10 protein-coding genes are annotated in these 14389 nt (G+C 31.9%); 6 read left to right on the top strand and 4 right to left on the bottom strand.

Annotated features, from left to right (window positions below; all coding sequences use genetic code 11):
• The 6 genes from EV143_RS12270 to EV143_RS12245 all read left to right on the top strand — a co-directional run bounded on the left by EV143_RS12270 (nucleotide 1) and on the right by EV143_RS12245 (nucleotide 6816).
• Entirely contained in the window at nucleotides 1–1185 is a 1185-nt protein-coding gene (locus EV143_RS12270) for a DNA ligase-like domain-containing protein (protein WP_133508226.1), read from the top strand.
• 2 nt (nucleotides 1186–1187) lie between these two features.
• Nucleotides 1188–2087: a phosphatase domain-containing protein gene (locus EV143_RS12265; RefSeq protein ID WP_133508225.1), complete on the top strand. Its 900-nt coding sequence runs from the start codon at nucleotides 1188–1190 to the stop codon at nucleotides 2085–2087.
• Nucleotides 2088–2309: 222 nt separating this feature from the next.
• Complete coding sequence (locus EV143_RS12260) at nucleotides 2310–3059, top strand: nucleotidyltransferase domain-containing protein (RefSeq protein WP_133508224.1); 750 nt, start codon at nucleotides 2310–2312, stop codon at nucleotides 3057–3059.
• Nucleotides 3060–3062: 3 nt separating this feature from the next.
• The gene (locus EV143_RS12255) at nucleotides 3063–5087 is read left to right on the top strand and encodes an AAA family ATPase (RefSeq protein WP_133508223.1); all 2025 of its coding nucleotides are present in this window, start codon (nucleotides 3063–3065) and stop codon (nucleotides 5085–5087) included.
• 42 nt (nucleotides 5088–5129) lie between these two features.
• Complete coding sequence (locus EV143_RS12250; protein ID WP_133508222.1) at nucleotides 5130–5699, top strand: peptidylprolyl isomerase; 570 nt, start codon at nucleotides 5130–5132, stop codon at nucleotides 5697–5699.
• A 58-nt stretch (nucleotides 5700–5757) separates the two neighbouring features.
• On the top strand, nucleotides 5758–6816 hold the full coding sequence (locus EV143_RS12245; RefSeq protein ID WP_133508221.1) for a nucleotidyltransferase domain-containing protein: 1059 nt from the start codon (nucleotides 5758–5760) through the stop codon (nucleotides 6814–6816).
• Between the two features lie 11 nt (nucleotides 6817–6827).
• Here EV143_RS12245 and EV143_RS12240 read toward each other — a convergent pair whose 3' ends face one another.
• From EV143_RS12240 to purL, 4 genes are all read right to left on the bottom strand, one after another.
• Entirely contained in the window at nucleotides 6828–7727 is a 900-nt protein-coding gene (locus EV143_RS12240) for a hypothetical protein (protein ID WP_133508220.1), read from the bottom strand.
• Between the two features lie 151 nt (nucleotides 7728–7878).
• Nucleotides 7879–9657 (bottom strand): AMP-dependent synthetase/ligase, encoded by a 1779-nt coding sequence (locus EV143_RS12235; protein WP_133508219.1) that lies wholly within the window; start codon nucleotides 9655–9657, stop codon nucleotides 7879–7881.
• Between the two features lie 179 nt (nucleotides 9658–9836).
• Nucleotides 9837–10268 (bottom strand): hypothetical protein, encoded by a 432-nt coding sequence (locus tag EV143_RS12230; RefSeq protein WP_133508218.1) that lies wholly within the window; start codon nucleotides 10266–10268, stop codon nucleotides 9837–9839.
• A 270-nt stretch (nucleotides 10269–10538) separates the two neighbouring features.
• Nucleotides 10539–14192 carry a phosphoribosylformylglycinamidine synthase gene (purL, locus tag EV143_RS12225; protein ID WP_133508217.1) on the bottom strand — a complete coding sequence of 1218 codons (3654 nt, stop codon included), beginning with the start codon at nucleotides 14190–14192 and terminating at the stop codon, nucleotides 10539–10541.
• Nucleotides 14193–14389 lie beyond the last annotated feature (197 nt).

Below are 14389 nucleotides of genomic sequence, written 5' to 3'. Positions count from 1 at the left end.
ATGTTAGACTATAGAGTAAGAAACAGAATAGAATGGTTTTGTAAAAATAAGATAAATGATTTTTCACCAACCATTTCGCCAGCTCCAAAAAGCAAGGCAAAAAATGAAATAGAAAGCATAGAAGAAGCTGTAAATTATTATTTAGGAAAAGGTGTAACAGAATTTGTGGTTCAAAAAAAATACATGGGTTCATATTGCACGATTTACCTGAAACGAAACATTGATGAAACTTATTTTGTTTCCAGAAATGGTTTTAAAATTGATCACATCGAGATAGAAAAAGCAATAAACAGTTTGAAGGATCTGCATGCCAAAATGGTAATTGAATTTCCTGATTTTGAAACTATTTTGATTGCTTCAGAATTATTGCCGTGGAAAGTTTTGGGAGCCGGATTAATCGAAAAAGAATTTACAGGATATTATGAGGCGTTAAAAACTCATAATGAATATTTGCAATCTTCAGGATTACTTGAAAAGCTGGAAAGCGTTAGAGAATCGGAGGTGTTTACAGTATATATTTCAGATAAAGCGAAGCTTAGCAAAAAGGAATTTGGCAGTAAACATAAATCCCACATTGTTCGTCAGTACGAAGCTTTGGCAACTTTAAAAATACCAGATGTAACAAAACAGCAAGAATCATTAAAAGTATTTCATAATCAAATTAATACATTTGGAAATGAAGCTGAATTACATTTTAAACCGTTTACCGTTTTAAAAGTTGTAAACGTTTTGGGAGAAGAAATAATACCAAACAGTAATTTGACTTATAAATTAGTGAACGATGATGCTTTTTTGCATTTAGAAATTACCGATTTTAACAGAGAAGAAAAACTAAAAGAAATGTATTCGTTTTTCGAAAAACTAACCAATGAAAATGAAGAAGGCATAATGATAAAACCGGTTCAAAATTACATTAAAAATTTGCCACCGTGTTTTAAAGTCAGAAATAACAATTATCTGACGATGATTTATGGAGTGAATTTCCATCAGGATTTTGATCATTATTTGGAAAAAAGGAATGTAAAAAAGAAGATAGAACAATCGATAAACGGTTGGGAAATCAACCAAAAAATGCTTCAGATTCCGTATAAAGATTTAGAAGAAGAAAATTACCTGATGCGTTTATTGCTTTTGAAGCGAATCAACAACGAAGAAATAGAAAAAACATTAGATCCAAGATTATAACAATGAAAAAAACACCAACATTAACGATACTTACAGGTTGTCCGGCATCAGGAAAAAGCACTTTCGCCGAGTGGAAAGTGCGAACTGAACCTAAAACGATGAGAATAAGCCGTGATGAAATCAGGTTTTCGCAATTTCAGGAAGTTACGGATCCGGCAGTTGAAAATATGATTTCGAAAATTGTAAACGGACAAATCAAAACCTTACTTTCAAATGGATGGAATGTTATTCTGGATACTTGTAACGTAAAGTTAGAATACATCAAACAACCTTTACATGATTTCTCTGAAATGGCAAATATTGAATTTAAAGTGTTCGATTTGCCATTAACAGAAATTTTAATCCGAAACGAAAAAAGAGACCGAAAAGTACCAAAAAAAGTGATTGAAAATATGTACCACCAATTGCAAAAAACAAAGGAAAAGTTTGATTTTAAACCGATAAAAAAAGTAAACAAAAATTTGGAGTACTGCGAACAAAACCCAGATCTGCCAAAAGCAATTATTTGTGATCTTGACGGAACTCTGGCTTTAATGAACGGAAGAAATCCTTTTGATGCCAGCAAATGCGATGAAGACGAAATCAATAATCCGGTGGCAAACGTTTTGAGAAATTATAAGAAATTAGGATATAAAATCTTATTGGTTTCAGGAAGAGAAGACCGATACAAAGCACCAACGTTGAGGTTTCTCGAAAAACACGAAATCGAATACGACGATTTGATCATGCGTAAAACCAAGGACAACCGAAAAGATTCGATCATAAAAACCGAGATCTATAACGAATCTATAAAAGATAAATACTTTGTAGAGTTTGTTTTAGACGATAGAAACCAAGTAGTTGATACCTGGAGAAACGAGCTAAAATTGCCTTGTTTCCAAGTCTATTATGGAGATTTTTGATTCTCTTTTTATGTTATTTAGACGAAAAAGAAATTACACTAGTAACTCGACAAAGATTGGCGATTGCTTTACGGAATTCCGAGTGTGATTTCTCCTTCGTCGAAATGACAAACATTACAGTCAGCTTAAAAAGAATCTTGCGCCCTGGCGTGTTCGTAGCAAAAAAATCAGGTGTAACTACTTGCTATAAAACTTTCCAGTTTAATTACATTTGAAACAATCATGAAAGAAAAAATACTTAAAAAATTAAAGGAAATAGAAATACAGAAAAATGTAGAAATACTTTTTGCTGTAGAATCTGGAAGTCGCGCTTGGGGATTTGCTTCTCCAGACAGCGATTATGATATTCGTTTTATATACAAACACCAACAAGATTATTATTTATCACTTTGGGAAAAACCGGATGTAATAGAGTTCATGACCGAAGATGATCTTGACGGTTCCGGCTGGGAGTTACGAAAAACCTTAAAGTTGTTAGCAAAATCTAACGCACCTTTGATCGAGTGGTTGTTTTCGCCTGTAGTGTATTATGCAAACGAAGAATTTGCAAAACAAATGCAGGAGCTAGCCGTAGATTGTTTTTCGCCAATAGCAACTTTACATCATTATCTGGGAACGACCAAAAATTTCATGGAAGTATGCGAAATGGAAGAAGTAAAACTAAAAAGTTATTTCTACGCCTTAAGAACCGCTTTAGCAGGAAAATGGATTATAGAAAACAATACTTTCCCGCCTGTTGCTTTTGCTGATTTATTGCCAATTGCACCACAAAACATACAAGATAAAATAATAGAATTACAAAATATAAAAGCCAGCCAAGGCGAAAAGTATTTACACCCGAAAGAACTTTTAATAACTGATTTTTTACTGGAAACAGTGAAATTTAATCAGGAGAATGCAAGTAAATTGAAGAGTGGGAAAAAGTTGAGTAAAGATTTGGATTTATTTTTTCTTAAAATAATAAATTTATAATTTATGAAAAAGACTTATGATTTAATTTTAGATAACAAAGAGTTATTTAAAGATTATTTTTTAAATGATGAAAATGAATCTCTTTCGTATTTCCCAAATTTTAATTCTATAAATATTATTATAGGAGCCAATAATTGCGGTAAAAGTAGATTTATTAGAAATCTTATGAAGGTAAATAGATTTGTTGGTATTTCAGAATTACTGAATTTTAAAAAACAAATCAATGATTATAATAATGCGATAGAGATTGTAAACGAAGAAGGGAAGGTTTATTTATCGCAATATGATAGAAATAGAAATGCTGGATACACTTCTGCTAAAACTACTGAAATTGCTAAAGTTATCAGAGCCAATATTCTAATTAATTTGGATCTAGGTAAACCAAATAGTATTCTGGATGTTTTTGACAAAAATCAAGTGAAAATATCTCAATTGAATGGTAAAGTAAATAATGTAGAAGCAATAAATTTCACAAGGTTTGAAAATGATTTTTTGTATGACTATTCAGGATTTAAAAAATATTACATACCAACTTTAAGAAGTGCTCATTCATTATTTCAAATAACAAAATATGGATCAGAAAAGAAATTAGATGAGCCCGGTATAAATGATTATGAAAAAGTTGAGAAAGATATTTTTCTTCATACATACTTAAAAAATTATAAAATTGATAAAAGTATTGATGTTTTTACAGGGTTACATTTATATAGAGAAATATTAAATTCTAGAAATTCTGAAAAATCTATAAGAAATCAATTTGAAAAATTTGAAAAATTTTTAAGCATAAATTTTTTTGATGGTAAACAAATAGATATTGTAGCAAAATTTGATAAAAATGATAATGAAAAAGGTATTAATGAATCTGAATTAATTCTTATACACGTTGATGGTGAAAAAGACACTCGAAAATTATATGAATTAGGAGATGGAATTCAAGCATTAATAATATTAATGTATAAAATCTTTATGGCTGAAGATAACTCATTTATATATATTGACGAACCAGAATTAAATCTTCATCCAGGAATGCAAAGATTATTTTTAGAACAGATAACTAATAATGAAGACTTAAAAAAGAAAAATCTACGATATATAATTACCACCCATTCAAATCATTTTTTGGATTTGACAATTGAAAAAGACAATGTTTCTATTTATTCATTTTCGCCGAGAAATAATGAATTAAATGATAAACAATTTATTATAAAAAATGTAAATGGAGGAGATAATTCATTGCTAAAAGAATTAGGCGTAAATAATTCTTCAGTTTTTATGGCAAATTGTAGTATTTGGGTTGAAGGAATATCTGATAGAAATTATATAAAAGCTTTTTTGAAGTCATATATAAAGTATCTATTTGAAAATAATAACAAGAAATATTATAGTATAAAAGAAGATATTGATTTTGCTTTTTTTGAATATGCAGGTTCTAATATTGATCACTATATTTTTGATGATAAAGTAGAAAAGAGAGCTGAGAATTTTGTTTTGAATGACATAAAAGCTTTATCAATTAGTAATAGAATATTTCTTTTAGCAGATTCTGATGCATCTAAAAAAAACAGTAAAAAAGGAATTAGATTAAGAGAGTTGGAAGATGCAAAAACAGATAATTTTATTCCTAAAGTTGTTTGGAATATAAGAGAAATAGAGAATCTTTTAACTAATGAAATTTGGAAGGAAATTTTAATTGATCTTTGCAATAAAACATTGGTTAAATCACATAAAGATCAAATTTTAGTAAAAATTGATGAAGTATTATCTGAAATTGATTCTTCAAATTTTACGAAAGAATACGTGGGAGAATTTTTAGAAGAATTAAGAAAAAAGATGGGTAAAATATCATCTACTTATATTCTCAATCAATCAACGTATGAAGTAAAAGATGGTTCTTTTGGAACAATAATTAATAAACGAGAATTAAGCGAGTTAGTTTTTAATAATAATTTTTCATGGGAAATCTTGTCAAAAAATAAGGATATAGAAAATTTAACCATTGAAATTTATAATTTTATCGCACAAAAATAATGACCATCCAAACCTTAAATTTTTTTAATTAGCCATTACATTATGCTTAAATATTTAGTATTAACGCTTAACTTTTTTTGTTTAACTATTGTCTCTTCTCAAAATCTTGGACAAATTAATTCTCTTGAAGAAGCTGAGAATTTTATTAAATTGAATCCAAAAGCTGAAATTACAACTTTAGAAATTAGTAACGATAGTCTCGATTATTATAAAAATAGATTTCTTGAAAAAGATATGATAGATAAAGATAAAATCGTAAGAACTGAACCTATTGTCTCGATGAGAGTTAGTTATATTTATTTAGATGGCAGTAAGTTAACTATTAATGAAATTAATAAAAAAAGGAAAGAGATTATCAAATTATATAAAAATGGTAAACCATTTGGAGAATTAGCTACTATTTACACTATGGACAGTAATGTTAATAAAGGTGACCTAGGATGGTTTAATGAAGGAATTATGCATAAAACATTTGAAGATGCAATTAAAAATCATAAAAAGAATGATCTGTTTGAAGTTGATATTACTGAAAATAAATGGTATTATGTTGTTTTGAAAACCTATAATGATTTGGCTAAATCCATTTTTTATATTTTGAGTTTGCCTGAGTAAAACATAGTATAACCATTCAAAATTATCTCATAGAATAAATGAAACCACAAATAGATCTATGACCATCCAAACCCTAAAATCCCAAAACCTAATCCTTTTCGAAGTTATTTCGGGAAGTAAATCTTTTGGATTAAATACACCAACATCAGATACAGATATAAAGGGTGTTTATTATTTGCCTAAAGAAAAGTTCTTTGGGTTAGATTATATTCCTCAAATAAGTAATGAAACTAATGATGAGGTTTATTATGAAATTGGTCGTTTTGTAGAATTGTTGCTTAAGAATAATCCTAATATTCTGGAGATTTTGGCTTCGCCAGAAGATTGTATTTTGTACAAGCATCCGTTGATGGAGCATTTGCAGCTAGAAGATTTTCTATCTAAACTTTGTAAAGATTCTTTTGCTGGTTATGCCGTAACGCAAATAAAAAAGGCAAGAGGCTTAAACAAGAAAATCGTAAACCCAATTGCAAAGGAAAAGAAAAGTCTTTTAGATTTTTGTTACGTCCTGAAAGGTTACGAAACCGTTGCGGTAAATACTTTTTTAGAAGAAAATAATTTGAAGCAAGAACAATGCGGCTTGGTTAATTTACCAAATTCAAAGGGCATGTTTGCCTTGTTTTACGATTTCGATAAAACTTTAGGTTACAAAGGAATTATTCAAAAAGAAAGTTCTAATGAAGTTTCTCTTTCTTCGATTCCTAAAAACGTAAAGCTAATAGGTTATTTGTCCTGTAATCAAGACGGTTATTCTAAATATTGCAAAGAATACACCGAATATTGGGCTTGGATAGAGAAACGAAACGAAGATCGTTACAATACCAATCAGCAACATGGTAAAAACTACGACAGCAAAAATATGATGCACACGATCCGTCTTTTGCAAACTGCGGAACAAATTCTTTCAACAGGAAAATTAAATATTAGAGTTCCAAATCGGGAAGAATTACTCGATATAAAGGCAGGAAATAAGGAATATGATGATTTACTTAAAATGGCAGATAATTTAATTGCTTCAATTGAAAATCATTATATAACTTCAACTCTTCCGGAAAAACCAGATGAAGAAAAAGTAGTTCAGATCTTAATTAAGATTCGGGAAGAATTGTATCAATAAGAAAGTTTATATTAAAGAATTTCTTCTTTAGTATAAACTTCATTATCTTTTTGATTAACAGTTATTTCATTCACAACCTGAACAATCCTCATCTTCACAAACCTCCAATAAATAAAAAATTCAATAAAAGGAATAATCAGAAAAAGAGCGAAAAAAAGCAGTTCGTGTTTTATAATTCCTTTATAGACATAATCTAAAATGGTTTGCAGTTTATTCCCCATTTCTAACTGAATAGAATCTTCAATTTTTTTAGGTTCAATTTTGTCGAGTTTTTTTAAAAGCAATTTTAATTCATCGTACTTTATTTTTTTAAAAGAAGTGATATCAGCCTTATCATCAACCACTTTCATAAAGCCATACATAGTAGCGCTATAAACCTCAGATTCATATTTTTGGAGTAAATAAGTACTGGACGAGTTTTTAAAATTATCGACAGAACTCATTCCCGTATTATTCTTTGTGATATATAAACCTATTGTTTTGGTCAACGATTTACTAATATCTTCTGATGAATTTGATAATTGCTGAAGTGTTGCCAAAAAAGCTTTCTTGTCCTTCTCTGATGAAAAAGTAGATCCAACGGTTTTCGCATAAATATTGGCCGTCATGCTTTTATTTTCTTTCGATAAAATAGAATGCCCGCCGTAAAACAAACCTAACATTCCGAAGAAATAAATACAAACCACTATAATATAGGGAATCCAGAGTTTGGCAATCCAGTTATAGTATGTTCTGTCTCTTGTAAAGAAGTTTTTTCTGTACAAATAAACATTTAGGACAATACTAATTATTAAGCCTAAAACAACAAATAAAATAGTCCAGAATATAAACCAACCGAGGTTTGGTAAAATAATATGTTTCGAAAACTCCCAAACTTGCTGCCTATTTATGGTATCCAGATATTCTTTCATATTTTGCTTTTCAAGTGATAAAAATATTAAAAAAAGAGTTGCAAATAGTATTCTTAAAGAATTAATACAAAACTTACATTGATGTTTGTACAATTAAAAAACGGCTGTCCTTAGGACAGCCGTTTTCATTGGTTTGTATTATTTTGATTTATTAATTCTGACCATATATTTTAGCGTAAAGATCTTTATAGATTTCTTTGATGATCTTACGTTTTAATTTTAATGTTGGAGTCAATTGTCCGCCATCAATAGACCAAACATCCGGAGTTAGCTCAAAACGTTTGATTTGTTCCCAGTGTCCGAATTTTTTATTGATTTCTTCAATTTCACTATCGATACGTTTTTTAACTTCTTCGTTTTTAACGATTTCTTCGTTAGAACTTCCTAAAGTAACTTTATGAAGTTTTGCCCATTCTTTTACGAATTCAAAATTTGGCTGAATAAAAGCTGCTGGCATTTTTTCGCCTTCACCAATCACCATAATTTGCTCTATAAAACGAGATTGCTTCATGGCATTTTCAATCAACTGAGGCGCAATATATTTTCCACCAGAAGTTTTGAACATTTCTTTTTTACGATCGGTAATTTTCAAGAAACCTTCGCTGTCAATTTCGCCAATATCTCCCGTGTGGAAATATCCGTCTTTTAAAGCTTCATCTGTTTTTTCCTGATCTTTAAAATAACCCAACATTACGTTTGGTCCTTTGCAAAGAATTTCTCCGTCAGCAGCAATTTTAACTTCAACGTTACGAATTACTTTTCCAACAGTTCCAATCTTGAAACCTTTGTTTCTTTGATCGTTTACCGCAATTACAGGCGATGTTTCAGATAAACCGTAACCTTCCATAACCGGAATTTCTGCAGCAGCAAAAACTCTTGATAAACGTGGCTGTAAAGCCGCACTTCCGGAAACCATTAAATCTAAATTACCTCCCAAACCTTCTTTCCATTTGCTGAAAATAAGTTTTCTGGCAATCTTTAACTGAAATTCATACCAAAATCCATTAGCTCCGTAAGGCTCATATTTTAAACCTAAATCAATAGCCCAGAAAAACAGTTTTTTCTTGATACCGGTTAATTCAGAACCTTTAGCATAAATTTTATCGTAAACTTTTTCAAGAAGTCTTGGTACCGCTGTAATTACAGTTGGTTTTACTTCTTTTAAGTTATCACTAATTTTATCAATTGATTCTCCAAAATAAACTGAAACACCATAATATTGATAGATGTACAAAATCATTCTTTCAAAAATATGGCAAATAGGCAGGAAGCTCAACGCTGTACTGTTTCCTGCATCAAACGGAATTCTTGGCGCGCTGTCTAATACATTAGAAACAATGTTATTGTGCGAAAGCATTACACCTTTAGGTTTTCCTGTAGTTCCGGATGTATAAATAATAGTCGCTAAATCATCAGCCTGAATACTGTCTTTTTTAGCCTCAACTTCATTCTGATTGCTTTCGTCTGCGCCTAAAGTCAATAATTCTGACCAATGTTTGCAGCCGTCAATTTCATCAAAAGAATAGACTCCTTTTAAAGTTGGCACATTTGCTTTTATTGCATTTACTTTTTGAAATACTTCTTTATCAGAAACAAAGCAATAAATACTGCCGCTATGATTTAAAATATATTCGTAATCTTCTTCGGCAATTGTTGGATAAATAGGAACGTTTTGAGCTCCGGTTTGCAAAATACCAATATCCATGATATTCCACTCCGTACGATTGTTAGAAGTAATTAATGCAATTTTGTCATCTTTCTGAACCCCCATGCGCAATAATGCTCTAGAAACGGCATTAGCTTTAGCAATATATTCCTGGCTGGATGTTTTTTCCCAAGCTCCATTTTTTTTGGTTGCCAAAGCAACTTGGAGATTATAAGTTTCTTGTTGATAATAAGGGAAATCAAAAAGGCGTGTGATTGAAACCATGTTTAATATATTGAATTTTACCGCAAATTAAATAAAAATAAGGTACAATTTTTAATTTTATGAAATTTTATGGGAAAAATTATAGGTACTATTGAAAATCAACGAAAACGTTTTCTTTTCTATAGTGAAATTTAGAAAAAAACAAGAAATATCTAATTTAAAATGCTAAACTTTCTAGCTTATTGTACATTATAATCTTCGTATTCCTTAACTCTTTCTCCCATTAAGAACATTTTTTTCTTGGCAAAATGAATAGAAAATTGAGAATAGTTCCATGCATTGCTATCATTTGTTCTGTACCAAAATGTATACGACGCGCTATTAAAACCTTCTTTAAAAACCGGAGTTCCTTCTTCAGTACATTCGATTCCCCAATTGATCTTCATTTTTGATAAATCATTTGCCTGAATAACGCCTGTTCCGTCAGGATTTAAAACAGTAATAGGTTCTTTTAGTCCAGTTGGCGCATAAGTGCCCGGAACAGGATAACCAATTGTTGTGGTAATATAACGGTCCTTACCATTATACGTAATTTGATCTACGTGAACTTGTGAATAGGAGTGTGAGGCAACAAAAAATAACGTAGTTAGTAATAAATGTAACGATTTCATTCTATGTAGGTTTAAATGTTTTTGGGTTGTTAAAAAATCTCGGGCAAGATATTTTAGGCGAATATAGTTCAAATTTAAATACAAAAAGTAATCAAATTATAAGACTTAGCTTTTTCTGTAACATTTTATTTTAGTCGCATTTTTATATAAGTAAAAATAGATTTTTCGCCACGAATCGCTGTAATTCCCACTAATTAGTGAAAATTCGTTTAATTCGTGGTAAAAAAAAACGCCCGATAAATTCGGGCGTTTCTAATAAAAATATATTTCTTAGTTTTTCTCAATCCATTTTCTGGCGTTTACAAAAGCTTCATGCCAAGGTGAAACCTCGTCGTTTCTGTCTTTTGGATAATGCGCCCAGTTCCATTGAAAAGTCGAACGCTCAATATGAGGCATCATAACCAAATGTCTTCCGGTTTTGTCACACATCATAGCAGTGTTATAATCAGAACCGTTCGGGTTTGCAGGATAACCTTCGTAAGCATATTTAGATACAATGTTGTAGTTTTCTTCGGCAAGAGGCAAATTGAATTTTCCTTCTCCGTGAGAAACCCAAACTCCCAAAGTACTTCCGGCCAATGTCGATAACATAACCGAATTGTTCTCCTGAACTTTTACAGATGTGAAGATACTTTCGTGTTTCTGACTTTCGTTATGCAACATTTTTCCGTGAACTTCATGCTCCGGATTAATCACTTCCAATTCCATAAACAATTGACATCCGTTACAGATTCCAACAGATAAAGTATCTTCTCTTTTAAAGAAATTATCTAAAGCTGTTTTTGCTTTTTCGTTGTATAAAAATGCTCCGGCCCAGCCTTTAGCAGAACCTAAAACATCTGAATTAGAGAATCCTCCAACAGAACCAATAAACTGAATATCTTCAAGCGTTTCACGACCAGAAATTAAATCGGTCATGTGAACGTCTTTTACATCAAAACCTGCTAAGTACATTGCATTTGCCATTTCACGCTCAGAATTACTTCCTTTTTCACGAATAATAGCCGCTTTTGGTCTTGGTTTAGAATTGTCGATTTCTGGTTTTTTTCCTGTGAAATGTGCTGGGAAAGTATATTGTAAAACCTGATTTTTATAGTTTTCAAAACGTGCTTTTGCTCTTCCGTTTTTAGATTGTTTTTGATCTAATAAATAAGAAGTTTCAAACCAAATGTCTCTGTAAGTTGGAATATCCAATTTATAAGTTCCGAATTCTAAAGTTGCAGTTTCCTGAACTGAACCAATTTTGAAGAATTCGATATTATTAGCTTTTAATTTAGCTTCAACAGCTGCATCTTCTTTTGCTTGAAAAACAATTCCGATGTTTTCAGCGAAAAGGATTTTCAAAAGGTCTTTTTCCGCGAAAGCACTGAAATCAATTTTAGCTCCAAGATTTACATCAGCAAAACACAATTCTAATAAAGTAGTAATTAAACCACCGCTTCCGATATCGTGTCCGGCTAAAATTTGGCTTTCGCCGATTAATTCCTGGATTGTATTAAAAGCATTTTTGAAAAAAGAAGCATCTTTAATAGTAGACGTTTCGTTTCCGATTGTGTTTCTGATTTGTGCAAAAGACGAACCTCCTAATTTAAAATCATCCTGAGACAAATTGATATAATAAATAGAATCTCCGTTTTTCTGTAAAACCGGTTCAACTACTTTTCTAATATCGGTACAATTTCCTCCAGCCGAAATAATAACCGTTCCCGGTGCGATTACTTCGTCGTTTGGATATTTTTGTTTCATCGAAAGTGAATCTTTTCCTGTCGGAATATTGATTCCCAATTCAATTGCAAATTCTGAACAACCTTCAACAGCAGCGTACAAACGAGCGTCTTCACCTTCGTTTTTACAAGCCCACATCCAGTTTGCAGATAATGAAATACCTTTTAAGCCGTCTTTTATTGGCGCCCAAACAATGTTTGATAACGATTCTGCAATAGCATTTCTGCTTCCCGCAACCGGATCAATCAATGCTGCAATAGGAGCGTGCCCTATAGAAGTTGCAATTCCTTCCTTACCTAAATAATCAAGAGCCATAACTCCAACATTATTTAAAGGCAATTGTAGTGGACCTGCATTTTGTTGTTTTGCTACTTTTCCTCCAACGCAACGGTCTACTTTATTAGTCAGCCAGTCTTTAGAACCAACGGCTTCTAAACGTAAAACGTCTTGTAAATAACTTTCGAAATCATTTGCCGAATAAGTAACGTCAGCATATTTTCTGTCGATAGTTTTGTCGTTCATAACTGTTTTTGGAGAACTTCCGAAGAAATCTTCTAAAGCATAATCCATCGGTTTTGAACCATTTGATTGTGATTGAAATGTAAAACGGTGATCGCCCGTAACATCTCCAACCTGATACATTGGCGAACGCTCTCTGTCAGCAATTCGTTGTAAAATATCAATATCTTTTTGACCGATAACCAATCCCATTCTTTCCTGAGATTCGTTTCCGATAATCTCTTTTGCAGAAAGTGTAGGATCTCCAACCGGTAATTTATCTAAATCGATCAAACCTCCAGTTTCCTCAACCAATTCAGAAAGACAGTTTAAGTGTCCTCCAGCGCCGTGATCGTGAATCGAAACAATTGGATTATTGTCGCTTTCTACCAAACCACGAATCGCGTTGGCAGCACGTTTTTGCATTTCAGGATTTGAACGCTGAATTGCATTTAACTCAATTCCTGAACCAAAAGCTCCTGTATCTGCAGAGGAAACCGCAGCTCCACCCATTCCGATTCTATAATTTTCTCCACCAAGAATTACGATTTTATCGCCTTCTTGCGGTTTCTTTTTTATTGCCTGGTCTAATTTTCCGTAACCAATTCCGCCCGCCTGCATGATTACTTTGTCGTAACCAATTTTACGGTTGTTTTCTGAATGTTCGAAGGTTAAAACTGAACCTGTAATTAACGGCTGTCCGAATTTATTTCCAAAATCAGAAGCTCCGTTGGATGCTTTGATTAAAATATCCATCGGCGTTTGGTACAACCATTTTCTTTCTTCAACTGCATTTTCCCATTTTCTGTCATCATTCAAACGAGAATAGGAAGTCATGTAAACCGCAGTTCCAGCCAATGGCAATGAACCCTGACCTCCGGCTAAACGGTCACGAATTTCTCCACCAGAACCTGTTGCAGCTCCATTGAAAGGCTCTACAGTTGTTGGGAAATTGTGTGTTTCTGCTTTTAAAGATAAAACCGAATCAAATTCTTTTATCTCGTAATAATCTGGTTTGTCGGCAGATTTTGGTGCAAATTGCTGCACTTTTGGTCCTTTTACAAAAGCAACGTTGTCTTTGTAAGCAGATACGATATCGTTAGGATTTTCCTGTGATGTTTTTTTGATTAATTTGAAAAGAGAAGTTTCTTTTTCTTCACCGTCAATAACAAAAGTTCCGTTGAAAATTTTGTGACGACAGTGTTCTGAATTGGCTTGTGAGAAAGCAAAAATTTCAGAATCAGTTAACTTTCTTCCTAGTTTAACAGCAAGATTGTCTAAATAATCTACTTCTTCCTGGCTTAAAGCCAAACCTTCTACTTTATTGTATGTTGCAATATCATCAATTTCCAAAATTGGTTCCGGCTGAACATTAATTGTGAAAATTTCCTGATCTAATTGATTGAATTTTTGTGAAAGCATCGGATCAAAATCAGTGAAATCTTCCGTTGCAGGATGAAATTCTTCAATTCTGATAATGCCCGGAATACCCATATTCTGAGTGATTTCTACAGCATTGGTGCTCCAGGGTGTAATCATTGTGGCACGTGGACCAACAAAAAAATCCGTCAAGGCGGATTTTTCGATCTTATTAGAGTTGGCAAAAAGCCAGTTTAGTTTTGAAATGTCTTGAGCCGAAATTTCGTTTTGCGTTTGTACGGCAAAAACAGTTTTGCTTTGGTTTTCAAAGAAATGGATCATTGTGTAGTGTAGTTTGTTGTATTGAAGGTGCAAATTTAGTGTAAATAAATAGCAAGCGCAAATTTGAAAACAAACTCTTTTGAACTTTTTGCCACAAAGACACAAAGGCGCAAAGTTTTTTTGTTTCACGCAGATTTTGCAGATTTCTGCAGATTTTAATTGATATAATTTATTTGAATCTGCGTAAATATATTATT

Source organism: Flavobacterium chryseum (genome assembly GCF_004362015.1).
Taxonomy (GTDB): domain Bacteria; phylum Bacteroidota; class Bacteroidia; order Flavobacteriales; family Flavobacteriaceae; genus Flavobacterium.
Note: the sequence above shows the minus strand (reverse complement) of the source record. Positions and strands in the feature narration are given on the sequence as shown.

Bases quoted from the DNA above. Each gene is read 5' to 3' on its own strand.
- EV143_RS12250 (WP_133508222.1), top strand. From the start codon at position 5,130: ATGCTTAAATATTTAGTATTAACGCTTAACTTTTTTTGTTTAACTATT.
- EV143_RS12230 (WP_133508218.1), bottom strand. From the start codon at position 10,268: ATGAAATCGTTACATTTATTACTAACTACGTTATTTTTTGTTGCCTCA.
- EV143_RS12255 (WP_133508223.1), top strand. From the start codon at position 3,063: ATGAAAAAGACTTATGATTTAATTTTAGATAACAAAGAGTTATTTAAA.
- EV143_RS12235 (WP_133508219.1), bottom strand. From the start codon at position 9,657: ATGGTTTCAATCACACGCCTTTTTGATTTCCCTTATTATCAACAAGAA.
- EV143_RS12270 (WP_133508226.1), top strand. From the start codon at position 1: ATGTTAGACTATAGAGTAAGAAACAGAATAGAATGGTTTTGTAAAAAT.
- purL (WP_133508217.1), bottom strand. From the start codon at position 14,192: ATGATCCATTTCTTTGAAAACCAAAGCAAAACTGTTTTTGCCGTACAA.
- EV143_RS12265 (WP_133508225.1), top strand. From the start codon at position 1,188: ATGAAAAAAACACCAACATTAACGATACTTACAGGTTGTCCGGCATCA.
- EV143_RS12245 (WP_133508221.1), top strand. From the start codon at position 5,758: ATGACCATCCAAACCCTAAAATCCCAAAACCTAATCCTTTTCGAAGTT.
- EV143_RS12240 (WP_133508220.1), bottom strand. From the start codon at position 7,727: ATGAAAGAATATCTGGATACCATAAATAGGCAGCAAGTTTGGGAGTTT.
- EV143_RS12260 (WP_133508224.1), top strand. From the start codon at position 2,310: ATGAAAGAAAAAATACTTAAAAAATTAAAGGAAATAGAAATACAGAAA.